Source organism: Parvibaculum sp. MBR-TMA-1.3b-4.2 (assembly GCF_053628815.1).
Map to the genome: position 1 here is coordinate 2,514,264 of NZ_JBRJHC010000001.1, position 21,212 is coordinate 2,535,475.

The 21,212-nt window shown below is 63.8% G+C and carries 24 protein-coding genes; 11 read left to right on the forward strand and 13 right to left on the reverse strand.

Translation table 11 applies throughout. The features are described 5' to 3' along the window. Positions 1-39: 39 nt before the first annotated feature. Positions 40-1,179 (reverse strand): ABC transporter ATP-binding protein, encoded by a 1,140-nt coding sequence (locus ACSSVQ_RS12070; RefSeq protein ID WP_454183366.1) that lies wholly within the window; start codon positions 1,177-1,179, stop codon positions 40-42. Positions 1,180-1,481: 302 nt separating this feature from the next. Here ACSSVQ_RS12070 and ACSSVQ_RS12075 point away from each other — a divergent pair, with 302 nt between their 5' ends. After that, entirely contained in the window at positions 1,482-1,715 is a 234-nt protein-coding gene (locus ACSSVQ_RS12075; RefSeq protein WP_293325083.1) for a DUF2061 domain-containing protein, read from the forward strand. Between the two features lie 62 nt (positions 1,716-1,777). Here the strand turns inward: ACSSVQ_RS12075 and ACSSVQ_RS12080 are convergent, their stop codons facing one another. Beyond that, positions 1,778-2,428, reverse strand: coding sequence for an NUDIX hydrolase (locus ACSSVQ_RS12080; RefSeq protein WP_454183368.1), 651 nt, complete (start codon positions 2,426-2,428; stop codon positions 1,778-1,780). A gap of 247 nt (positions 2,429-2,675) precedes the next feature. Between ACSSVQ_RS12080 and ald the strand changes: the two genes are divergently transcribed. From ald to rpmF, 3 genes are all read left to right on the forward strand, one after another. Further along, the gene (ald, locus tag ACSSVQ_RS12085; RefSeq protein ID WP_454183370.1) at positions 2,676-3,794 is read left to right on the forward strand and encodes an alanine dehydrogenase; all 1,119 of its coding nucleotides are present in this window, start codon (positions 2,676-2,678) and stop codon (positions 3,792-3,794) included. A gap of 117 nt (positions 3,795-3,911) precedes the next feature. Next, positions 3,912-4,610, forward strand: a complete 699-nt coding sequence (locus tag ACSSVQ_RS12090; protein ID WP_293325091.1) for an SPOR domain-containing protein — start codon at positions 3,912-3,914, stop codon at positions 4,608-4,610. Positions 4,611-4,850: 240 nt separating this feature from the next. Continuing rightward, on the forward strand, positions 4,851-5,036 hold the full coding sequence (gene rpmF / locus ACSSVQ_RS12095; RefSeq protein WP_293325094.1) for a 50S ribosomal protein L32: 186 nt from the start codon (positions 4,851-4,853) through the stop codon (positions 5,034-5,036). A 190-nt stretch (positions 5,037-5,226) separates the two neighbouring features. On the opposite strand, the gene ACSSVQ_RS12100 is transcribed toward rpmF, so the two are convergent. After that, entirely contained in the window at positions 5,227-6,309 is a 1,083-nt protein-coding gene (locus ACSSVQ_RS12100) for a M14 family metallopeptidase (protein ID WP_454183372.1), read from the reverse strand. Between the two features lie 168 nt (positions 6,310-6,477). Here ACSSVQ_RS12100 and ACSSVQ_RS12105 point away from each other — a divergent pair, with 168 nt between their 5' ends. Beyond that, the gene (locus ACSSVQ_RS12105; protein WP_293325100.1) at positions 6,478-6,870 is read left to right on the forward strand and encodes a hypothetical protein; all 393 of its coding nucleotides are present in this window, start codon (positions 6,478-6,480) and stop codon (positions 6,868-6,870) included. Here the strand turns inward: ACSSVQ_RS12105 and ACSSVQ_RS12110 are convergent. The 4 genes from ACSSVQ_RS12110 to ACSSVQ_RS12125 all read right to left on the reverse strand — a co-directional run bounded on the left by ACSSVQ_RS12110 (position 6,854) and on the right by ACSSVQ_RS12125 (position 10,848). Then, entirely contained in the window at positions 6,854-7,690 is an 837-nt protein-coding gene (locus ACSSVQ_RS12110) for an aminotransferase class IV (protein WP_454183374.1), read from the reverse strand. The genes ACSSVQ_RS12105 and ACSSVQ_RS12110 overlap by 17 nt on opposite strands. Beyond that, positions 7,687-8,310 carry an anthranilate synthase component II gene (locus ACSSVQ_RS12115; RefSeq protein ID WP_454183375.1) on the reverse strand — a complete coding sequence of 208 codons (624 nt, stop codon included), beginning with the start codon at positions 8,308-8,310 and terminating at the stop codon, positions 7,687-7,689. The genes ACSSVQ_RS12110 and ACSSVQ_RS12115 overlap by 4 nt, the downstream gene beginning before the upstream one ends. Further along, positions 8,307-9,731: an aminodeoxychorismate synthase, component I gene (pabB, locus tag ACSSVQ_RS12120; protein ID WP_454183377.1), complete on the reverse strand. Its 1,425-nt coding sequence runs from the start codon at positions 9,729-9,731 to the stop codon at positions 8,307-8,309. Before pabB ends, ACSSVQ_RS12115 begins: the two co-directional genes overlap by 4 nt. Before the next feature lie 94 nt (positions 9,732-9,825). After that, positions 9,826-10,848 (reverse strand): alpha/beta fold hydrolase, encoded by a 1,023-nt coding sequence (locus tag ACSSVQ_RS12125; RefSeq protein ID WP_454183378.1) that lies wholly within the window; start codon positions 10,846-10,848, stop codon positions 9,826-9,828. Positions 10,849-11,079: 231 nt separating this feature from the next. Between ACSSVQ_RS12125 and ACSSVQ_RS12130 the strand changes: the two genes are divergently transcribed. From ACSSVQ_RS12130 to ACSSVQ_RS12140, 3 genes are read left to right on the forward strand one after another with little or no spacing between them, the layout of a single operon-like run. Beyond that, on the forward strand, positions 11,080-11,883 hold the full coding sequence (locus ACSSVQ_RS12130; protein WP_454183380.1) for an SDR family oxidoreductase: 804 nt from the start codon (positions 11,080-11,082) through the stop codon (positions 11,881-11,883). Further along, positions 11,849-12,043: a hypothetical protein gene (locus tag ACSSVQ_RS12135; RefSeq protein WP_454183383.1), complete on the forward strand. Its 195-nt coding sequence runs from the start codon at positions 11,849-11,851 to the stop codon at positions 12,041-12,043. The genes ACSSVQ_RS12130 and ACSSVQ_RS12135 overlap by 35 nt, the downstream gene beginning before the upstream one ends. Positions 12,044-12,081: 38 nt before the next feature. Continuing rightward, positions 12,082-12,483, forward strand: a complete 402-nt coding sequence (locus ACSSVQ_RS12140) for a hypothetical protein (RefSeq protein ID WP_454183385.1) — start codon at positions 12,082-12,084, stop codon at positions 12,481-12,483. Positions 12,484-12,498: 15 nt separating this feature from the next. Here ACSSVQ_RS12140 and ACSSVQ_RS12145 read toward each other — a convergent pair whose 3' ends face one another. Further along, positions 12,499-12,834 (reverse strand): hypothetical protein, encoded by a 336-nt coding sequence (locus ACSSVQ_RS12145; protein ID WP_454183387.1) that lies wholly within the window; start codon positions 12,832-12,834, stop codon positions 12,499-12,501. 284 nt (positions 12,835-13,118) lie between these two features. On the opposite strand from ACSSVQ_RS12145, the gene ACSSVQ_RS12150 reads away from it, so the two are divergent. Continuing rightward, entirely contained in the window at positions 13,119-14,870 is a 1,752-nt protein-coding gene (locus ACSSVQ_RS12150; RefSeq protein ID WP_454183389.1) for a putative bifunctional diguanylate cyclase/phosphodiesterase, read from the forward strand. Between the two features lie 12 nt (positions 14,871-14,882). Here ACSSVQ_RS12150 and phaR read toward each other — a convergent pair whose 3' ends face one another. Beyond that, positions 14,883-15,545 (reverse strand): polyhydroxyalkanoate synthesis repressor PhaR, encoded by a 663-nt coding sequence (phaR, locus tag ACSSVQ_RS12155; RefSeq protein WP_454183391.1) that lies wholly within the window; start codon positions 15,543-15,545, stop codon positions 14,883-14,885. A 484-nt stretch (positions 15,546-16,029) separates the two neighbouring features. Here phaR and ACSSVQ_RS12160 point away from each other — a divergent pair, with 484 nt between their 5' ends. Together ACSSVQ_RS12160 and phbB are read left to right on the forward strand one after the other, a co-directional pair. Further along, on the forward strand, positions 16,030-17,220 hold the full coding sequence (locus ACSSVQ_RS12160; protein WP_454183393.1) for an acetyl-CoA C-acetyltransferase: 1,191 nt from the start codon (positions 16,030-16,032) through the stop codon (positions 17,218-17,220). A gap of 94 nt (positions 17,221-17,314) precedes the next feature. Beyond that, a complete protein-coding gene (gene phbB, locus ACSSVQ_RS12165; RefSeq protein WP_339613972.1) occupies positions 17,315-18,040 on the forward strand; it encodes an acetoacetyl-CoA reductase in 726 nt (241 codons plus the stop codon). A 56-nt stretch (positions 18,041-18,096) separates the two neighbouring features. On the opposite strand, the gene ACSSVQ_RS12170 is transcribed toward phbB, so the two are convergent. The 4 genes from ACSSVQ_RS12170 to gloB form a co-directional block, all read right to left on the reverse strand. Further along, entirely contained in the window at positions 18,097-18,756 is a 660-nt protein-coding gene (locus tag ACSSVQ_RS12170; protein ID WP_454183395.1) for a DUF882 domain-containing protein, read from the reverse strand. Between the two features lie 9 nt (positions 18,757-18,765). Continuing rightward, complete coding sequence (locus ACSSVQ_RS12175; RefSeq protein ID WP_454183397.1) at positions 18,766-19,716, reverse strand: polysaccharide deacetylase family protein; 951 nt, start codon at positions 19,714-19,716, stop codon at positions 18,766-18,768. Between the two features lie 139 nt (positions 19,717-19,855). Continuing rightward, positions 19,856-20,278: a cupin domain-containing protein gene (locus tag ACSSVQ_RS12180; RefSeq protein WP_454184694.1), complete on the reverse strand. Its 423-nt coding sequence runs from the start codon at positions 20,276-20,278 to the stop codon at positions 19,856-19,858. A 26-nt stretch (positions 20,279-20,304) separates the two neighbouring features. After that, positions 20,305-21,072 (reverse strand): hydroxyacylglutathione hydrolase, encoded by a 768-nt coding sequence (gene gloB, locus ACSSVQ_RS12185; RefSeq protein WP_454183399.1) that lies wholly within the window; start codon positions 21,070-21,072, stop codon positions 20,305-20,307. Between the last annotated feature and the right edge of the window lie 140 nt (positions 21,073-21,212).

Here is a 21,212-nt window from a genome sequence, read left to right on the forward strand (position 1 = left end):
TCCAGCCGGCCCAATCCTTGCCGGCTCACGCCCGGAGGCTCAGTCGTCGAGCAGCAGCACGTCTTCCTTGCGCCAGTAGAGCCAGTATTCCTCGCCCGGCGAGAAGGTGAATTCCTCGATGTCGCGGCTGATATTGCCGATATCGGCGAGCAGGCGTTTGCCGTCGCCGATCTCGAAGAAGATGTTGGAATAGCTGCCGTAATAGGCGACTTCGCCGACCTTGCCCTTGATGACGACGGTGTCTTCGGGATTGCGGATTTCTTCGGGCTTGTCGGCCACGAAAATCTTTTCCGGCCGGATCGCCATGGTGAGGTCGCCCTGCACGTCGCCCGCAATTTCGAATTCGTCCAGCGGCGCGGCGTGGACCTTCACGCGGCCTTCGCCGGCCGGCGTCACTTTCGCGTCCAGCATATTGATCGTGCCGATGAAGTCGGCGACGAACTTGTTGTGCGGGTTTTCGTAAAGCTCCTGCGGCGAGGCGATCTGGCGCACCAGGCCGTCGCTCATCACGGCGATGCGGTCGGCCATGGACAGCGCCTCGGACTGATCGTGCGTCACCACGACGAAGGTGATGCCGACGGTCTTCTGCAGGCGGACGAGTTCGAGCTGCATGGCTTCGCGCAGCTTGGCGTCGAGCGCGGAAAGCGGTTCGTCGAGCAGCAGCACGGAGGGCTGTTTCACCAGCGCGCGGGCGAGCGCGACGCGCTGGCGCTGGCCGCCGGACAGTTCGTCGGGCTTGCGCTTGCCGTAGCCGCCGAGTTTCACGAGGTCGAGCGCGTCGGACACGCGCGTTTTGATTTCGCCCGCGGGCCGGCCATCCATTTTGAGGCCGTAGCCCACATTCTGTTCGACCGTCATATGCGGAAAGACCGCGTAGGACTGGAACACCATGTTCACCGGGCGTTTGTTCGGCGCGACATCCGCCATGTTCTGGCCATCGATGAGAACCTCGCCATGGCTGGGCGTCTCGAAACCGGCCAGCATGCGCAAAAGCGTGGTCTTGCCGCAGCCCGACGGCCCCAGAAGGGCGAAGAACTCGCCCCGATCAATGGTGACATTGGCATTGTCGACCGCCTTCACCCCGCCGGGAAAGACCTTGGACACGCTATTGATCTCGATGATCGGTTGCCGGTCTGCCTGGTCGGCAGGCGAGGAAAGGGTCATTGCGGCTTCAGACATGCACATGCTCGAAATGTTGTGCCCGGCAGGCTCGCGATGACCCTGCGGGGCAGGCTTCTACCATGATCGGGTGAGAGGTCGATTGAGAGATAACGGCGCCCGCCCGGTAATCGTCGATATCGAGCCTAGCACCGGAAGCGGGGGGACGGGCAAGCGGAATGCGGCACTGCGGTATGACGGGGGCCGGCGATCGCGCTCAAAAAGGCGCCTCATTCTTCTTGCAAATTAGAATGAGACTAATTATTATCTAGTCCATGAGGCCGGGATATGAGGTCCCGTGCGTCTTACGGATGGAGATAGAGATGCGTTCGCTTGCCAAGACTCTGACCTTCGCCTGCCTGCATTTCAGCGTCGGCTTCGGCGTGACCTATACGCTCACGGGATCGGTCGAAATCGCCACGGGTGTGGCGCTGATCGAGCCGCTGGTGAACACGGTGGTCTTCTATTTCCATGAAAAGGTCTGGGCACGGGCCGAAGCCCGCCCGGCCGGGCTCAAAAACGGCTTCGACCCCGATCTTGGCCACAACGTCATCTGACGGGCATCGCAAACCGTGCATCCTGCGCGCCGCCGGACAGGGTCCCGGCGGCGTTTTCATTTTCACTTCCAGGCCCAGACGGGCTGTTCCAGGCGGGCGACGCGGGTGTCGCGGCCGCGCAGTGCCACTTCGGCGAACTGGTAGAGCATGGCCGCGGTGGGCGCATGAATATGCGACGCGCCGATATGGAGGCGGATGACGGGTCTTTCGCTTTCGGGGATGTCGATGAATTCCGGCGAGCCATCCCGGTCGAATTCGCGCAATCCGAAATGATGGATGGAGGCGACCTCCGAGGGGTTCGCCGCCATGTCCGACAGGTCCGGCGCCCAGATCACCACGGGCGTGATCTCATAGCCCGACCGCGTGGGATAGGCGTCGAGCCGTCCCAGCACATGGTCATGCGGCAGGGCGAGGCCGATCTCCTCGCGCATTTCGCGCAGCGCCGCCGCGACGGCGTCTTCGCCGGGGTCGAGCCGTCCGCCGGGCAGCGCCCATTGGCCCGCATGGGACGAAAGGCGCGGCACGCGGCGGGTGAGCAGGAAGCCCGCCTCGTCTTTCCCGCCGGGCCCGTCTTTTTGCATCGGGGCGACCGCGATGGCGACGGCGGCCTGTTTCAGCTCCGCCGATGCGGGACTTTCGGGACGGAAGGCGGCAAGCCTGTCGGCCATAAGGCGGCGGAGCGTCTCGTCGAAGCGATAGGGCGTTGAAGGCATGGGATCGGAACTCGCAGTGTCGGACCTCGGGGAGCTGACTTCACAGGGTCGATGCGGCTGCCGCCGGGGTGTTTAGTAAATAGGTCCCGGTCGCGCGGAAAGGGCCTGAAAGGGCGCTTAATGTTTAACATCATAAACGCGACGATGAAATTTCGTATTCCCGGCATCTTGGTGGGCCGTGTGCGGGCGCGTAACCTCATCCCTACAGATCAAGGCCGTCTCACCCCAGAGCCCAGAGGTTACGTTCATGCGTATCGGTGTCCCCAAGGAAATCAAGGTCCATGAGTACCGTGTGGGCATGACGCCCGCCGCGGTGCGCGAAGCCGTTCATCACGGGCACCAGGTGATGGTGCAGAAGGATGCCGGGCTCGGCATCGGTCTGTTCGACAGCGACTATGAAACGGCCGGCGCGGAAATCGTCGCGACGCCGGAAGAAATTTTCGAACGCGCCGAGATGATCGTGAAGGTGAAGGAGCCGCAGCCCTCTGAATGGAAGATGCTGCGCGAGGGCCAGATCCTCTTCACCTATCTGCATCTGGCGCCCGATCCCGAGCAGGCCCGCGGTCTGATGGAATCGGGCTGCGTCGCCATCGCCTATGAAACGGTGAGCGATGCGCGCGGCGGTCTCCCTCTCCTTGCGCCCATGTCCGAAGTGGCGGGCCGCATGTCCATTCAGGCCGGTGCCCACTGCCTTGAGATAGCCCAGGGCGGTCGCGGCATGTTGCTGGGCGGCGTGCCGGGCGTGGCCGCCAGCCGCGTCGTCGTGCTGGGCGGCGGCGTGGCTGGTACCAATGCCGCGCGCATGGCGATGGGGCTCGAGGCGCATGTGACGGTAATCGACATCAACCTGCACCGCCTCTACGAGCTCGACATGCAGTTCGGCCCGATGCTCAACACCATCTATTCGACGGTGGATGCCATCGAGGAATATGTGCTGGGCGCCGATCTCGTCATTGGCGCGGTGCTGGTGCCGGGCGCGGCGGCGCCCAAGCTCGTCACCGGGGAGATGGTCAAGAAGATGAAGAAGGGCTCCGTGCTCGTCGACATCGCCATCGACCAGGGCGGCTGCTTCGAGACCTCTCATGCCACCACCCATGCCGATCCCACCTATGTGACGGATGAGGTGGTGCATTACTGCGTCGCCAATATGCCGGGGGCCGTGGCGCGGACCTCCACTTTCGCCCTCAATAACGCCACGCTCCCCTTCACCCTGTCGCTGGCCGACAAGGGGTATAGTCAGGCGCTCGCCGACAACCCGCATCTCAAGGCCGGGCTCAATGTCTATGAGGGCAAGCTCACCTATGCGGCGGTGGCGGAGGCGCTGGGCGCCCCCTTCCACGAGGCGGACAGCCTGCTCAACGCCTGAGGCCGCAAATCGCCGACGTGTGATTCTGTCCTATAAAGATACAGTTTTTATTAACTATATTGACCGAGTCTCCCGCCATGGCCCTTCGGGGCGTATGGGCAATTTGGGGGCTCGATCATGTTTCGGGATAAGGTTCGGCGCGAACGTTTCTGGCTGTTTCTCGGCGCCATGCTGATCGCGATTTTCGTCTGGCAGCGCGAGACCGCCTCGCATGAGGCGGGAGAGCGCTATGACACGGCGGGGATGAACCGCCTTGTGGAGCGCACGGTCGAGGTGCCGGTTCATGTCGCCGATGCCCGTGTTCTGCCGAAGCCGAGGCCCTGGCGGCCCGTTCGGGCGGTAAGCCCGGCGCCCAGGCCGCGCAGCGAACCTGTTCGCCGGGCGCCTGTGCGGGTTGCCGCCGTTCGCAGCGAGCCTGCGGACGCCGACGACCGGCTCATTACCGGTTCCATCAACGCATCGCCGGCCGTGCCCCTGGCGCGTCCCTCGGTGCGCCCGTTCACGGATCGCGGGGTGCAGGTCGCGAGCCTGGAGCCCGCCGCGCCCGCGAGCGCGCGTTCCGGCAAAGCGCGCTTTTATGTGCAGCTCGGTTCCTATCAGTCCATCGGCGCGGCGACCCGGCGCTATCTGGACCTTTCGGGTAAGAAAGCCGACCTCCAGGGCGATGAGCGGATTTTCATCGAAGAAGCGGATGTCGGCGGCGAGCGCTTCCACAGGGTCCGGATGGGCGGTTTCGCCAGCGAGCGGGACGCCCGCGCGGCCTGTGCAAGGGCCGGTATTCCGGGCTCCGATTGCGCGGTGGTGGCCTTCAACTGAGGGCTGCGGCAGGGATTCGCGCAAAATAGCGACGAAGCGTCAGGGGGGCATGGACTTTTGCCCCCTTTTGCCTGTATAAGCCCGTCCAAATTGCCGATTGCCCGGGGGAAGTGGTTTTCCGGGCGGGGCAAGCCGATTTCAAAATCTGGCGGAGGCAGGCAGCCCGCACCGGCCCATCCCGTTTTCGGGCCGGCGCTGAGAGCCGCCTTTGACAGATTTAAACCAACTGGAGCTAGAGCCATGGCCGTTCCGAAGAGGAAAGTAACCCCGTCCAAGCGCGGCATGCGCCGTTCGGCCGATGCGCTGAAGCAGCAGGCCTATGTCGAAAATCCCGACAGCGGCGAGCTGCACCGTCCGCATCATATCGACCTGAAGAGCGGTATGTATCGCGGCCGTCAGGTGCTGAAGCCGAAGGACGATTTCTGATCCATCAGGATCTGAAGAATTCGAAACGCCGGTTCCCGAAAGGGCGCCGGCGTTTTTCGTTCGCGGCTCTTCGTTCATCCGTCATTGCGAGCGCCCGTCAGGGCGCGCGGCAATCCAGAGGCGGCAGGCGTAGAACGGGATAGCTTCGTCGCCTCGCTTCTCGCAATGACGATGTGGTTTGGGACTTCCGCTATTCCAGCCCTTTGAGCCCCTTCACGGCCACTTCCTCGGCGCGTTTGAAGACCTCTTCCTTCCAGTCGTCCTCATCGAGGTAGAACGCGCCCCGGATGATCGCGCCGACTTCCTGCGCGCGCGGGTTCTCCGCGCCGCCATGCTGCCAGAGCCAGTTGTCGGCCTGCAGGGCGAAGGAGACGTCGGTAATGGGCAGCGTGCCGAATTCGAGGCCGCAGGCGGCGAGCGCCTTGCCTTCCAGTTCCTCCGCCAGAAAATCGGTGATCGATCCCGCAATATTGGACGAGACGGAGCCTTCCGCTTTCGTGGAGATAACCTCGTCACCCCAGAGGTCCGTCATGCGCTTGTAGGTCGGGCTGTCGGGCGTCGCCGTGCTGATGATCTCGCCATGTGCGCGGGGACCGAGGCCGGTGTGGAAGTCGATGAAGACGATGCGCTCCGCCGGTGCGAAATGTTTCCGGACGATGTCCTTCAGCGTGAGATGCGACCATGTCGGTCCATTGCCGCCGAACTGTACGCCGCCGGGATGGGCGTATTGCCCGGCGCTCATCGCGTATTGAAGCGCGGGGAAGCCGTTTTTCTCCGCATAGGCGAGAAGTTTCTCCTGCGCCTGCTTGACGGTTCCGGGCTCGAGGTCGGGCAGGTTGATGACGTCTTTCAGTTCCTCATAGCCGGGATTTTCCGGGTACGGCGCATCGTGATCGATGAAATTGCGGTTGAGGTCGACATTGTCCTCATTGACGCGGCGGCTCCAGGCGAAGCCGAACGGGTTGATCGCATGGATGAGAACGAGGGCAGCGCCCTCGGGCAGCCTGTCGGCAAAACCGGTTTCCAGCAGCGCGATCTGAAGCCCCGAACCGCAATAGCCCTCCACGCCATGCGTACCCGCGCCAAGCGCGATGACGGATTCTGCATCCGCCGGGCCGATCCGGGCGACATCGGTGGCCAGCGTTCCGCCGCCGGGGCCCTTTGCCGGGTGTTCATATGTTTCGAGTGTCGCGCCCGCCGCCTTGGCAGCTGAGAGGAATTTCGCGCGGGCTGCGGCATAAGTCTCTGAAAAACAGGCCGGAATTTTTGTCATGGTTGGCTCGCTTTGTCCGGTAACCCTGTTTCGGTTGCCGGTGGGGTTTCACCCTTCTGTTGTGCTAGTGTGGCACAGTCGAGGAATGCGAGGGGCAGAAAGCGCATTCCGGACGGCCACGTTTTTTATGGCTTCGGCAAAGTCACAGGGTTCTAGAGAGGGGATCACATGTTGGGCACTTTTCCGCTGATGGCGCTGGTCATCATCATCTATAACGCGCTCGTTTACCTGACGGGTATCGATCTCGCGGAGCCGGTTTTCAATGTCGCGCTGGTTTCCGGTGCGATCTGGACGATCTCGGTCAATGATATCATCGTCTTTATCGGTCTCGTCCTGCTGTTCCTGGAACTGATCGGCGCAACGCGCACGGGCGCGGCCACCATCGTCAATCATGCGCTTTCCATGCTGGTGCTGCTGGTCGCGTTGATCGAATTCATCGTGCTCCCGCAGTTCGGCCACACCACTTTCTTCCTGCTGGTGCTGCTGACCCTCTTCGATGTGATCGCGGGCTTTACCGTGACGATCACGGCGGCGCGGCGCGACTTCACGGTCGGCGAATAAACGCCTCATAGGCGTCTGACAATCTTTGCGTTTCAGGATGGGCGGGGATTTCCCGCCCATCCATTTTTTTGACCGGCAGCAGCCCTGTCAGGCTGTTGGTGAGGAAGATGCCCTCCGCCCTGAGGAGCCGGTCCGGCGCGATCAGGCCTTCCTCCGTCTCGATGTCGAGTTTGCGGGCAAGGGCCAATACGCTTGCGCGTGTGATGCCGGGCAGGATGGGCCCGTCGGTCGCGGGCGTGACGAGCTTCTTGCCTTCCCAGAAGAAAACATTGCCGACACTGGCGCAGGCGAGATGGCCTTGCGTATCGAGCAGGATGGCTTCATCCGCTCCGGCGAGTTTCGCTTCTTCCTTCGCGAACACATTGTCCAGATAGGGCAGGGCCTTCAACTGCGCGGCGGGCGAGTTCGTGTTGCGCCTGATGGTGCTGATGACGGCGCGCACGCTGTCGGGCGGTTCCGCGCCCGGGGCCGAGGTGATGAGGAGCGTGGGCGATACTTCCGGCGGCACGGCAATGCCGCGCGGGCCGGGGCCACGGGTCAGCGTCACGCGCAGCGACGCGCGGGGCGCTCTGTCGAGCGCATTGGCGGCCAGCAGGTCCGCACAGGCGGTTTTCAGCGCGGCAGGCGAAAGCGGCAGTGGAATGCGGAGTATCTCCGCCGCCGTGGCGAGCCGCGCGATATGCGCGTCGATCAGCACGGGGCGGCCCTCCAGCACCAGCAGCGTTTCGAACAGCCCGTCGCCCAGCAGGAAACCGCGATCGTTGGGCGCGATATGCGCGCCGCCTGCATCGACCAACGCGCGATTGAGCCAGAGTTTCATGCCGTGCTCTCCCGGGACGCGACGACATTGCGCGCAAGGCGGGTGGGGGTCAGTCCGGCGATGTCGAGGAAGTTCGCCAAGAGGTCGTGTCCATGTTCGGTGAGGACCGATTCAGGGTGGAACTGTACGCCGAAAACCGGCGCGGTTTCATGCGCGAGCGCCATGAGTTCGCCGTCGGCGGTATGGGCGGTGGCGCGCAACGGGCCGGTGTCGGGGAGTTCCGCCAGCAGCGAATGATAGCGCGCGGCGGTGAAGTCCTGCGGCAGGCCCTTGAAGAGGCCCGTGCCGTCATGATGGATGCGGGCCGGCTTGCCATGGACGGGCTTTGCCGCGCGCGGCGCGCTGCCGCCAAAGGCGACGGCGATGGCCTGATGGCCGAGGCAGACGCCGAGCAGTGGAATGCCCGCCTCCGCCGCGGCGCGAACCAGCGGCACGGAGATACCGGCGCTTTCCGGGCCGCAGGGGCCGGGTGACAGGATGATGGCGTCGGGGCGGCGGGCGAGGGCGTCTTCCACACTGATTGCGTCGTGGCGGACGACGTCGCGGTCCAGTCCCAGCTCGCCGACATAGCGGGCGAGGTTGTGGACGAAGCTGTCGTAATTGTCGATGAGGAGGATCATGCGGGCGCTTCCTCTTCGGCAAGCGCATCGACGGACAGGCCGAGCGCGCGGGCCATGGCGCGGGCCTTGTCCAGCGTTTCCAGATATTCCTCATGCGGATCGGAATCCGCGACGATGCCGCCGCCCGCCTGGAAGGTGATGCGGCCGTCCTTCGCCGTCATGGTCCGGATGGCGATGGAGCTGTCCATCGCGCCATCCGCGCCGAGCCAGCCGATGGCGCCGCAATAGGGGCCGCGCGTCGTCGGCTCCAGCTCGGCGATGATCTCCATCGCATGTACCTTCGGGGCGCCGGTAATGGACCCGCCGGGGAAGCAGGCCGCGAGAAGGTCCACGGCGCTCTCTCCCTCGCGCAACTCTCCGTATACGGTGGAAACGAGATGGTGGACATTGGAAAAACTTTCCAGCGCGCAGAGCTTTTCCACCACTACCGAATGATCCTTGCAGACGCGCGAAATGTCGTTGCGCAGCAGGTCGACGATCATCACATTTTCCGCGCGGTCCTTTTCGGAGGCCAGAAGTTCGTCGGCAAGGCGACGGTCTTCCTCCGGCGTGTGCCCGCGCGGGCGCGTTCCCTTGATGGGCTGCGTTTCCACATGGGCGCCGTCCACGCGCAGGAAGCGCTCCGGCGAGGAAGAGACGATCTCGCCTTCGCCGAAATTGAAATAGCAGGCAAAGGGGGCGGGGCTTTCGTCTCGCAGGCGCAGATAGAGATCCCAGGACGTGTCGCCGTCGCCCAGCCGCGTCTCGAAGCGTTGCGAGAGATTGGCCTGGAAAATATCGCCCGCATGGATGTAGTCGATCACGCGCTGCACGGCCGTCTCATAGGCGGCGCGGGTGAAATTCGAGGCGAGCGGCAGGGAGGATGCCTTGCGCGGCGGTTGGGGTGGCGCGGCGGTCTCGACGCGGGCGCGCAGGGCGCGGGCGCGGTCCATGGCGCGGGAGGTACGCTTCTCCGGATCGGGCTCGGGCAGGCCGGTGGTGACGAGAAGCAGACGCTCGCTGGTCATGTCGAAGGCGAGCACCGTGTCGTAAAGCCCGAGCGCCAGGTCGGGCAGGTGCTGGTCGTCGGTGGCGAAGGGCGCTTCCTCATGGGGCAGGCGCTCTAGCGTGCGGGCAAGCCCATAGCCGAAAAAGCCCGCCGCACCGCCGGTAAAGGGAGGCAGATGCGGTGCACCCTGCGTTTCGGGCAGGCTTGCGAGTTTTTCTTTCAGCGCGCCGAAAGCGTCGGTTTCCGGTGTGGCGCGCAGCAGAACGGTGTCGAAGGGATCGAGTGCGATATAGCTCCAGCGGCCATGGCGGAGGGCATCCTTGCCGGGCGCGGCGCTTGCCGAATCCAGAAAAAGCGCGAAGGGCTCTGCCGCAAACGCATGAAACAGCTCATGCGGCGCGCGCCAGGGCAACTCCTCGACAATCGGGACCATAAATTCCGCTTTTTAAAGGCTTTCGGGATGCCCTTGTTTTAGGGCCCGCGGCGGGAGGCGGCAAGCCCGCCCTTGGTCTCTCCTCGGTCTCTCCTCAGTCTCTGGGCACCAGCCGCAGCGTCGCGCCGCTGCCGCGCAGGCCCGTCAGGAATTGCGTCGTCAGGCCGGTGACGAGCGGGGCCTGCGAATAGGCGATGTCATGGCCGATATTCGGATAGGAATAGAGCGTCGCCTGCGGCATCAGCCTGACCAGTTCGGGCGCATGGGCAAAAGGCACGGTCTTGTCCGCCTCGCCCCAGATGACGAGGACGGGCCGTCCCGCCGTGCCGGCTGTCGCATAGAATTCGCCGGCGCCGGTCAGCGGATAGTGGCGGATGGTGGAGAGCAGCGCCTCGCCATAGCCGCGATAGGCAAGCTGCCGGCGGAAGGAGGCGATAAAATCGGAGGGCTGCGGCGCGTTGGCCGCTTCCCGCTCGGCGGTCTTTGCAAACATGCGCGGACCGAACACGCGGACCAGCCAGTCGCCGATGACGGGGGCCCTCATAAGAGAGACGGCGCGGCTTGCCTGTGCGACGCCCAGACCGGCGGGGGCGATCAGGGTGAGCGAGGCCACGCGCTCGGGGTGCTGCGCGGCGAAGATCGTCGCCACCGCGCCGCCCATGGAATAGCCGACCAGATGTACCGGCTCTTTCAGGTCGAAGGCGTCGAGCAGGGTGTCGAGCTGGCGGTCGAGAAGTGCAGCGTCATATTCGCGGCGCGGACGCGCGGAAAAGCCCCGGCCGAAATGATCATAGGTCAGGACGCGGAAACCGGCTTGTGTGAGCGGCTCGATATGGTCGCGCCAGACGAAGCTCGGCGTGGAAAATCCGTGGATCAGCACTACGACCGGCGCGTTGGCGCCGCTCGTGCCTTGCGCGCGGTAATAGCTTGCATGGGCGATCCCGTCCGGCAACCAGACGAAACGCTGCGCCTTTCCCTCCGCCAGAAGCTTGCGCCGCGCCGCATCGTCCAGCCTGCGGCGCATGAGCTGCGCGCCCCAATAGGCGATGAGGGATAGCAGGATCAGCGCGGCGGCGATGAAGGCGATTGCGGCGATCGGATTGTCCAGAAGCGGCATGTGTGCGTTTCCGTGAAGGGCGGCCCGGCGGGGCGATCAGTCTATTCGTTTGCTGGCTGTGCACCAAGGCGGCGTATCCAATCGCCAAAAAATGCCCGGAATATGGCCGACGGCCAAGTCTGCCGCTCCGTCAAAGCGGGCGAGGGTTGCGAGGGCGTTCAAATGAAGGCTTGATGCCATTCAAACAAGGCACACGCGCCGTCGCGACGATGCGCAACAGGGAGAAAAATCATGGCAAATGCATTCAAGGAAAAGCCGCTCGAAGGCAAGGTTGCTTTCATCGCAGGCGCATCGAGCGGCATTAATCTGGGCATCGCCCAGCATTTCGCGCGCAACGGCGCGAAGGTGGCGATCGTCAGTCGCAGCGAGGAAAAGATCGCGGCGGCGGCGAAGACCATCACCGATGAAGGATATGAAGCCATCGGCATGGCGGCGGATGTGCGCGATTTCGCAGCCGTGGACGAGGCGCTGAAGACCGCGCATGACAAGCTCGGCAAGATCGACATCGTGGTGTCGGGCGCGGCGGGCAATTTCGTGGCGCCTGCGCTCGGCATGTCGGCCAACGGCTTCCGCACCGTCGTCGATATCGACCTGATCGGCACCTTCCATGTGCTGCGCGCCTGTTTCCAGTATCTCAACCGTCCGGGTGCGTCGCTTATTTCGATCACCGCGCCGCAGGCCGTGAACCCGTCGCTTTACCAGGCGCATGTCTGCGCGGCCAAGGCGGGTATCAACATGCTGACGAAGTGCCTTGCGATGGAATGGGGCCCCGGCGGCGTGCGCGTGAATGCGATTTCGCCCGGTCCCATTGCTGATACCGAGGGCATGGCGCGTCTTGCGCCCACGCCGGAGGCCGAAGCGGGCGTGAAGGCGCGTCTGGCGCTGCGCGATTACGGCACCAAGACCGATATCGCGGATCTCGCGCTTTTCCTGTCCACCGACAATGCCAATTACATCACCGGCACCATCATGGATTGCGATGGCGGCACGGGGCTCGGCAATGCACAGGGCGATGCGCTCGGCGATTTCAAATGATCCGCGAAACGGATGGCTTCGCCGCACCACTTACGGCGACCTTGAAGAAATCGGCGGCTGGGTCAGCGGCACCCTTGGCAAGCTCTTCCAGACGGAAGATCATCGCGAAGGTGTAAAAAGCTTTCTCGAAAAGCGCGAGCCCGTCTTCAAGGGGCGGTGAGGGCGCGTGCCGGGAAAGGGCTGACAGGCGGAGGTCGCATGGCGCTTTTTTTCGATCAGGAATGGTTCGAGGCCCGTCTCGCAGAGGCGGGCCTCAACCGCGACACGGTAGCCGCCGCATTGGGCCTTTCGGGCGAGCAGGTCGAGGAGATATGGAAGGATCAGCGCGAGCTGACGGTGGAAGAGGTTACCGTGCTTGCCGCGCTGCTGGGTCAGCCGATTGAGGATGTGGTGAACCATGCGGGCATCGCCACGCCGCAGCCCGGCGCCGCGCGTCCGCCTGCGCCCGGCGAGGCGTCCGTCCCGGAGGCGGGCCGCATCCTCGAGCGTCTCGACGCGCTGGACGCGCGCATGGCCGGTCTTGAAAAAGCGGTGTCGGAGCTGAGCGCCTTGTTGAAGTCCATGCGCGAGGAGCACAGCGACGATGCAATCCAGCCCTGAGATGCCGCCTGACGCTCAGAGCTTTCGCTGGTAGCGACCGTTGAGCGCCTCGTCTTCCAGCCGGTCCGGCAGGCCGTCGGCTTCCAGATAGGCGGAGGTCGCGCGCTGGCGCAGCACGGCCTTGCGGGCGGCGTCGCGCGGCCAGGGCCAGTGCTGGTCGACATATTGGGCGAGGAAGGGGGCGGCGGCGGCGCGCCGTCCGGCCTCGGGATGGCGGCCGCTTGTGCCTCGTGCCTCGGCGTTGAGATCGAGCGGCGCGGGCGCAAGGCGTCGCGTACCGTCCGACCTTTGCCTTTCGGCGCGGGCGGGAAGGCGGGGATCGGCTCCCGATATGCGTTCGACCTTCGACATGCGTCTTTCGCTAAATGACACGCCACATCCATCCGATGTGTGTGAATGGTCCTTCAGGAGCAAGAAAACGGCCAGTCAATTTGCGTCGATTTTGAGTGTTTCTTTGTCGATCTGTCCCATTCAGGAACAGATCGGGCGCGGTGTCGGCGGGAGTCTCGATGTCGTGCGCCCGGACCCCCGGCCCTTTTCAAAGTTTTAACCCGGTCCCCGCATAGTCGGAGCCATGTGTGGAGTGGCAATGCCTTACATCCGGTACGGGTGATGACATGGCGGGAGTGGGTGACGTGGACTCTGAGACGCAGAATGCGTATGGGCTCATCGATGAAGAGACGGCAGAACGCCGCAGACAGGCGCTGACCGATGCCGTCGCCATTGTGGGCGATGTATCCTATCGCTGGTCGATCCATGAAGAGCGGATCGAGTGGGGCGCGGGTGTCGAAACCGTTCTGGGGTTGCTCAGCTCCGAGCAGCTCTCCGATCACAGCAATTTCGCGTCCCGCATTACCATTCACGAAGGCCGTAGCCGCTTCGAGCGCATTCTCAGCGGTGGCCGCGATACGGGCGAGGGCGTTTCCTACGAACTTGAATATTGCCTGAAAGACGATTTCGGCGGCGAGCGCTGGGTCGAGGATCGCGGCCGCTGGTTTGCCGATGCCGAAGGGCGTCCGGCAACCGCTATCGGCGTGTTGCGTCCGATCGACGAACGGCATCGCCGCGAACAGCGCATGATGCAGCTTTCCACCTATGACGACCTGACGGGGCTTCTCAACCGCGTCGCTGTGAAGGAGCGGCTGGGCGAGGTTCTGAACGAAACCGGGCCGGGCCGGCTGAAAGGCGCCTTCATCCTGCTGGCGATCGACAATCTCGCGCTCATCAACGATGCGTTCGGTTTCGATGTCGCCGACGAAGTGATCCTGGGTGTCGGGCAGCGTCTGCGCGGCATGGCGCGGCGCAGCGATGCGCTGGGCAGGGCCGCGGGCAACAAGTTCGGTCTCGTTCTTACCTCATGCGACGAAGACCGCCTCGACAATATCTGTCAGCGGCTGCTGTCCCGCGTGCGCGAGGAGGTGATCTCCACCACGCATGGGCCGGTCGCGGCCACGATTTCGGCGGGCGCGGTTGCGCTGCCGCGCGATGCGGCGGATGCCGACAAGGCGATGGCGCGCGCGGAGGAGGCCCTGGTGGCCGCCAAGCAGATGCATCGCGACAGCTATGTCATCTACACGCCGTCCAGCGAGCGCGAAAAGGTCCGCCTCAAGAATATCAGTGTCGCCGACGATCTGTTGGGCGCGCTTAACGAGCGGCGCGTGATGCTTGCCTATCAGCCGATCGTGGATACGGCGGGCCGGCCCTTCATTCACGAATGCCTGATCCGCATGCGCGATTCGAACGGCGAGGTCGCGCCGGCCGGCGCCTTCGTGCCGGTGGCTGAAAAACTCGGCCTGATCGGCTTCCTCGATTTCAGGGCCATGGAACTCGCGGTGGAAACGCTGCGCAACTATCCGCAGGCCCAGCTCTCGGTCAATGTGTCGGGCCGGACCATCGGCGATCGGATGTGGCGCGAGACGCTGGAGGCGCAACTGCGTGCCCATCCGGGCATGGCGGAGCGCCTCGTCATCGAAATCACCGAGACCGTCGCCATTCATGAGATGAAGGACACGGCGGCCTTTATCCGCGCCTTCCGCGACATGGGCTGCCGGATCGCCATCGACGATTTCGGCGCTGGCTACACCTCGTTCCGCAACCTCAAGACGCTTGATGTCGATATGGTCAAGATTGACGGCTCCTATGTGGAGGGCGTCGCGCATAATCCCGACAATCAGGTCTTCCTGCGGACGCTGGTGGAGCTGGCGCATAATTTCAACCTGCCCACCATCGCCGAATGGGTGGACAGCGAGGAAGACGCCGCCATTCTGCGCAAGCTCGGCGTCGATTATTTCCAGGGCTTCATGTTCGGCCGTCCCGACATCGACCTTTACGCGGCAGGCATCGCCTCCGCGCCGACCAGATCGGCCGCCGGCGCCGAGGCGATCTAGAGGCGGACGGGCTCAGCTCTGCGAGGAGCCACCTTCGCCGTCATCCTTGCTGCTGATGGCCGCAAGCTGGGCCTGCATGGCCGCGATCTGCTGTTTCAGCTCGTCGAGTTCCTTGTTGCGGGCCTTGCCCTCCGGCGTGTCGCTGGTGGGCTTTTCCGCCTGTCCTTCGTCTGCCTGACCGCTTTCCGGCCCGCCGGGCCGCCCGGTCGGCGAGAAGGGGGTGAACATGCGCATGGCGCTGTCGAAGATCTCGATGTTCTGCCGGATCTGGTCCTCGATCTGCTCGAAGCGTTCGCGTCCGCCAAAGGCGTTCGCCATCCGGTCGCGGATCTTTCCCTGCTCCTTGGTGAAGGTGTTCATGCTCATTTCGAGATAGGACGGCAGGAAGGTCTGCAGGCTGTCGCCGTAAAAGCGGATGACCTGCCGGAGGAAGTTGATCGGCAGCAGGTTCTGTCCCTTGCCTTCTTCCTCGAAAATGATCTGGGCCAGCACGGACCGTGTGATGTCGTCGCCGGTCTTGGCATCGCGAACGACGAATTCGCGCCCTTCCTTCACCATCTCGCAAAGATGGTCGAGCGTCACATAGCTGGACGTTGCGGTGTTGTAGAGACGACGGTTCGCGTATTTCTTGATTATGATGACGTCGTCATCCGTGGAAGCGGTCTTTTTCGCCACGGTTTTTACCACCTTGTTTCTACGAAGGCTTGAAACGCAGACACCGTTTTTTAGGTCGGGCCCCTTCGGGCCGCCAGGCTTTCCTGTCGGTCCCGAACCTCCGTGATTGAACTCTCCTGGCCGTTATCCGGCTCTATTCACCAGTTTTCCGCAAGACGGGCATTTTTACGAAGGCGGCCTTCATGCGGGCGGATTTCCGCCGGCGGACGCGCCTTCATATTAGGGACATAGCCGCATTGTCATATGCAGAGATGATGCCGATGCGGTCTCCCGTCTCCCCCAATCTTGTGTATTCTGACGCGGTAATGTTGCAATGCGCAAGTCCCGCATTGCATATGCGTAGGACGAAGGCTATTGCCGGGCTTGCTTTTTTGCCGTCCCCTGACGGGGCGGCAGGGCGAGCGGGAGAGCATTGCCGGGCAGTGTCAGTCCCCCCGAACCGGACGCAAGCAAGCGATCCGGCCCAAAAAACAGGGAGCTTCAAATGAGCAAATCCGGTACCGAAGTTGTCATCGCGGGGGCCGCGCGAACCCCTGTCGGGTCTTTTAACGGTGCGCTGTCCACCCTTCCGGCCCATGAGCTGGGCCGGGTCGCCATCGAAGCGGCGCTGGAGCGCGCGGGCGTGGAGAAAGACCAGGTTTCCGAGGTCATCATGGGCCAGATCCTGCAAGCCGCCCAGGGGCAGAACCCGGCCCGCCAGGCCTCCATCAATGCCGGTCTGCCGGCGGAAGTGCCGGCCTGGGGCGTGAACCAGCTTTGCGGCTCGGGCCTGCGCTCGGTCGCGCTGGGCTGTCAGGCCATTCTGAATGGCGACAGCGAGATCGTCGTTTCCGGCGGTCAGGAGAGCATGAGCCAGGCTCCCCATGCCGCCTATCTGCGCTCGGGCGCACGCATGGGCGATGTGAAGTTCATCGACACGATGATCAAGGACGGGCTGTGGGATGCCTTCAATGGCTATCACATGGGCCAGACGGCGGAAAACGTCGCCAAGCAGTGGCAGATCACCCGCGAGGAGCAGGACGCTTTCGCCGTCGCCTCGCAGAACAAGGCGGAAGCCGCCCAGACCTCGGGCCGTTTCAAGGACGAGATCGTCCCCGTCACCATCAAGACCCGCAAGGGCGAGACGGTGGTGGACAGCGACGAGTTCATCAAGCACGGCGTGACGATCGACGGCATTTCCGGTCTCAAGCCCGCTTTCCAGAAGGATGGCGGCACGGTGACCGCGGCCAATGCGTCGGGCATCAATGACGGCGCGGCCGCGCTGGTGCTGATGTCGGGCGAGCGCGCCGCCAAGGAAGGCAAGACGCCGCTGGCCCGGATCGTCTCCTGGGCGCAGGCGGGCGTCGATCCCTCCATCATGGGGACGGGCCCGATCCCGGCCTCGCGCGCGGCGCTGGAAAAGGCGGGCTGGACGGTCAACGATCTCGATCTCGTCGAGGCCAATGAGGCCTTCGCCGCCCAGGCGCTCGCCGTGAACAAGGATCTCGGCTGGGATACCTCCAAGGTCAACGTCAATGGCGGCGCTATCGCCATCGGCCATCCGATCGGCGCATCGGGCGGACGCATTCTCGTCACGCTGCTGCATGAAATGCAGAAGCGCGACGCCAAGAAGGGCCTTGCCACGCTGTGCATCGGCGGCGGCATGGGCATCGCGCTCTGCGTCGAGCGGGATTGATCGAACGCAAGGACATCCGGGCAGGCATGATGAAAAGTGCCGCCCGGATCGTCCCATTACCTCAGGAAACGAATTCGGAAGAAAGGGCGCACGGATGACACGTGTAGCAGTTGTGACCGGCGGAACGCGCGGTATCGGCCATGCCATCTCGGTGGAACTGAAGAATGCGGGCTTCGACGTGGCGGCGACCTATGCCGGCAATGACGAGGCGGCGAAGAAGTTCACCGACGAGACCGGCATCAAGACCTATAAATGGGATGTCGGCGATTACGACGCCTGCGTCGAGGGCCTGAAGAAGGTCGAGGCCGAGCACGGCCCCATCGACACGGTGGTGAACAATGCGGGCATCACGCGCGATGCGATGCTGCACAAGCTGACGCCGCAGATGTGGCGCGAAGTGATGAGCGCCGACCTCGACAGCATGTTCAACATGTGCCAGCCGGTGATCGCCGGCATGCGCGATCGCGGCTTCGGGCGCATCGTCAACATCTCGTCGATCAACGGCCAGAAAGGCCAGATGGGTCAGACCAATTACTCCGCGGCCAAGGCGGGCGTGATCGGTTTCACCAAGGCGCTGGCGCAGGAAGTGGCGCGCAAGGGCGTGACGGTGAACTGCATCGCGCCGGGCTATGTCGATACCGATATGGTCGCCGCCGTGCCGGAAAAGGTGCTGGAAGGCATCATTGCCACCATCCCCGTCGGCCGTCTCGGCAAGGCGGAGGAAATCGCGCATTGCGTGAAGTTCCTGGTGGCCGAGGATGCGGGCTTCGTCACCGGCGCCACGATCACGGCAAACGGCGCGCAGTACATTGCGGGCTGATCGGACCAAACGGTTCTGAAATGCGAAACGCCCCGGAGTTTCTCCGGGGCGTTTTTTTAGCTCTTCCGCGCTTTTGCTTTTTCCGCCTGCTGACGGTCATATTCCTTGTCACGGCCCGGTGTCGGCATGGCGGGATAGACCCAGTTGTCGCGCGGGCCGATATCGACATGGACGAAGGGCCGCTTCGTCGGGTAGTAGCCCGCCCCGCCTTTCTTCAGCTTCAGCGCCACGCGATAGACTTCCTCCGGGTCGAGGAAATTCTGCGTGATGTCCACTGCCATGCCGCGCATATGGAAGCTGCCGGGATCGATGCCGTCGGAATGTTTCAACAGCCATTCGTTCGTCTGCGGCGAGCGGTAACCCGACATGGTGTAGATCGGGTTCTTCGAGCGCGTGTTCTGGTCGATTTCCCACATGAGGTCGAGCAGGCCGGGATGGATCTCATGCGTCGTTTCGGTGCGCAGGTCGCGCATGAAGTGCCGCATCCGTTTCAGCGCATGGGGCAGATACTTGCCGTCCGCCCAATAGACCATGTCGAGCTTCTCGCCCGAATTGAGGCTCTGGAGTTTCAGGCGTTTTTTGTAGGGCGCATCTGCGCGGACGATGGATGGCGCGGCGAAAGTGAGTGCGGTGCCGAGGCCGAGCGTGCCCAGGCCGCGCAAGGTGTCGCGGCGGTTTGGCAGTAGAAGTTTCGCGCCCGGTTTTTTCTCGCCCATGCCGAAAGCCTATTGCACCGATCTGGCGGGCTCAAGAAGCTCATCCGCTCTTGCATGTTGCGCGGCGGGCAAGCCTGCCGCTTGTGCATGTTGCGTCCCGCGCAATTCCGGCACGTCCTTCTTCGCGACGGCGACGGGCGAAATCAGCGCATCATGCGCACTTGCCGCCATCTCGCGCGCGCCCGGCGCGGGCGTGAGCTGCACGAAGAGATAACCCTTCTTGCGCAAATCCTTGATGATGCCGGGCAGCGCGGCGGCGGTATGCGGCTTGGTGTCGTGCAGGATGATGACGCCGCGCCCCACCGAGTTGATGTTGCGGACCGCGCGGCGGCGGACCTGCGAGGTGGAGATGCGTTTCCAGTCGTCGGCGCCGAACTCGCAGGAAAGGGTCGCGATGTTGCGCGCGCCGAGCCAGCCCATCAGATGCTTGCTGTCATTGAGGCCGGGAAAGCGGAAGAAGGGGGCAAGCCGCCGCCTGTCCGCAGCGGGCGCGGTGGCGAGCGCCTTTTCGACGGCGGCGAAACCGCGCCGGATCTGGCGGCGCGCCCCGGCCAGCGACAAATGACGCAGATTGTTCGGATGCGACCATGTGTGGGTGCCGATGGTGTGACCGCGCGCGGCGATCTCGCGCACGATTTCCGGATGGCGTTCGGCGTAATAGCCGACCAGAAAAAAGGTCGCCTTGATGCAATTGGCGTCGAGGATATCGAGCACGCGGCGCGTCGTATGCGGGTCCGGCCCGTCATCGAAGGTGAGCGCCACCTCCTTCATCTTCAGCGGCGCCATGCGGTGATATTGCAGCGTGCCATAGGCGGGCCCGCCCCTGGTGGCGATCTCCACCTTGCGTTCCGGCTTGCAGGCCGTGGCGGCCTGCGCCGTCCCGCCCGCAAGAACGAGCAGGCAGACACTGAGCAGGCAAACAGGCAGCAAAAGCAGGGTGGCGGTAAGCCCCCGTTTCATCCTCAAGCCCCCCAAGGCCGATAGCGATGTCTTGAGCTTAGGCGAGGATGGCTGTCGGGCTTGTGTGAAATAGCGATTACCCCTGCCTGGAGACGCATTTTGGCGGGGTTATGTCGCTCTCCTGCAACGCGGGCAGGGCTCAGCGCGGCTCCCAGCCCTTTTCGGCGAGTTCGAAGGCTGCGAAGTCGAAGCCGGGGGCGACGGTGCAGCCCACCAGCGTCCACAGGCCCACCGGTTCGGCTGCCTGCCAGTAATTGCGCGGCACGACGATCTGGGGGCGTTCGCCGGCGGCGAGGTTCTGGCCCAGCAAATGGATCTCCGCCGGGCCTGTCTCCGGCGCGATGCCAAGCTGCAGCGGCCCGCCCGCATACCAGTGCCAGGTCTCCGAGGCATCCTTCACCCGGTGCCAGTGAGAGCGTTCGCCCTCGCGCAGCAGATAATAGATCGCGGTCGAATGGCCCCGTTCGATCTCGGCCGTCGTATCGCGGAAGGTCTCGACGAAATGGCCGCCTTCCGGGTGCGGCTGCATGCCGAGCATCTCGATGATCTGTTCGGGGCTCATATCGGTCACGGAAAGGTCCTTCGTTTTCAGAAATTGTCCTTGCGGTGGCGGGTCTCGGCGAAGACCTCCACATCGCTCGCTGCGTCGAGGCCGATGGCGTGGCGCAGCTTCGGGTCGGCGGCGCGCAGGAAGGGGTTGGTCGCCTTCTCAAGGCCGATGGTCGTCGGCACGGTCCATTCGCCCCTGGCGCGCTTTGCGTCGATCTCCTTCGCGCGGGCGGCGAGCGCGGTGTTTTCCGGATCGACCGTCACGGCGAAGCGGGCATTGGCCTGCGTATATTCATGCGCGCAATAGACAATGGTGTCGTCGGGCAGCGCCATGAGCTTGGAGAGCGAGGTCCACATCTGTTCGGGCGTTCCCTCGAAAAGCCGTCCGCATCCCAGCGCGAAGAGCGTATCGCCCACAAAAGCGACGCCGTCCTCTTCGAAGTAATAGGCGACATGGCCCGCCGTATGGCCGGGCACGTCGAAGACGCGGGCGCGCGCTTCGCCCAGCTCCACCATGTCGCCGTCGCCGACGGCGCGGTCGAGGCCGGGAATTTTCGCCGCCTCGCCCTTGGGGCCGATAATGGTGCAGCCGGTCTTTGCCTTCAGTTCCTCATTGCCGCCCGCATGGTCGTAATGGTGATGCGTGTTGAGGATATGGGTGAGCGTCCAGCCCTTTTCCTTGAGCGCCTTTTCGATGGCCTTGGCGTCCGGCGTGTCGATGGCCGCCGTCGCGCCCGATTTGGGCTCATGGACCAGATAGCCGTAATTGTCGTTCAGGCAGGGAAACTGGTGGATTTCGAGGCTCATCGTTCCGGCTCCGGTGCTGGAGAATGTGTGACGAGACCCTAATGCGCCTTGCGCGGCGATTGAACCCCTTGGGCGCATTTGGAAACGCCAAGGCCGTTACCATCTCGTGAGGGAAACCTTTACACGGAATCTGCTAGGCT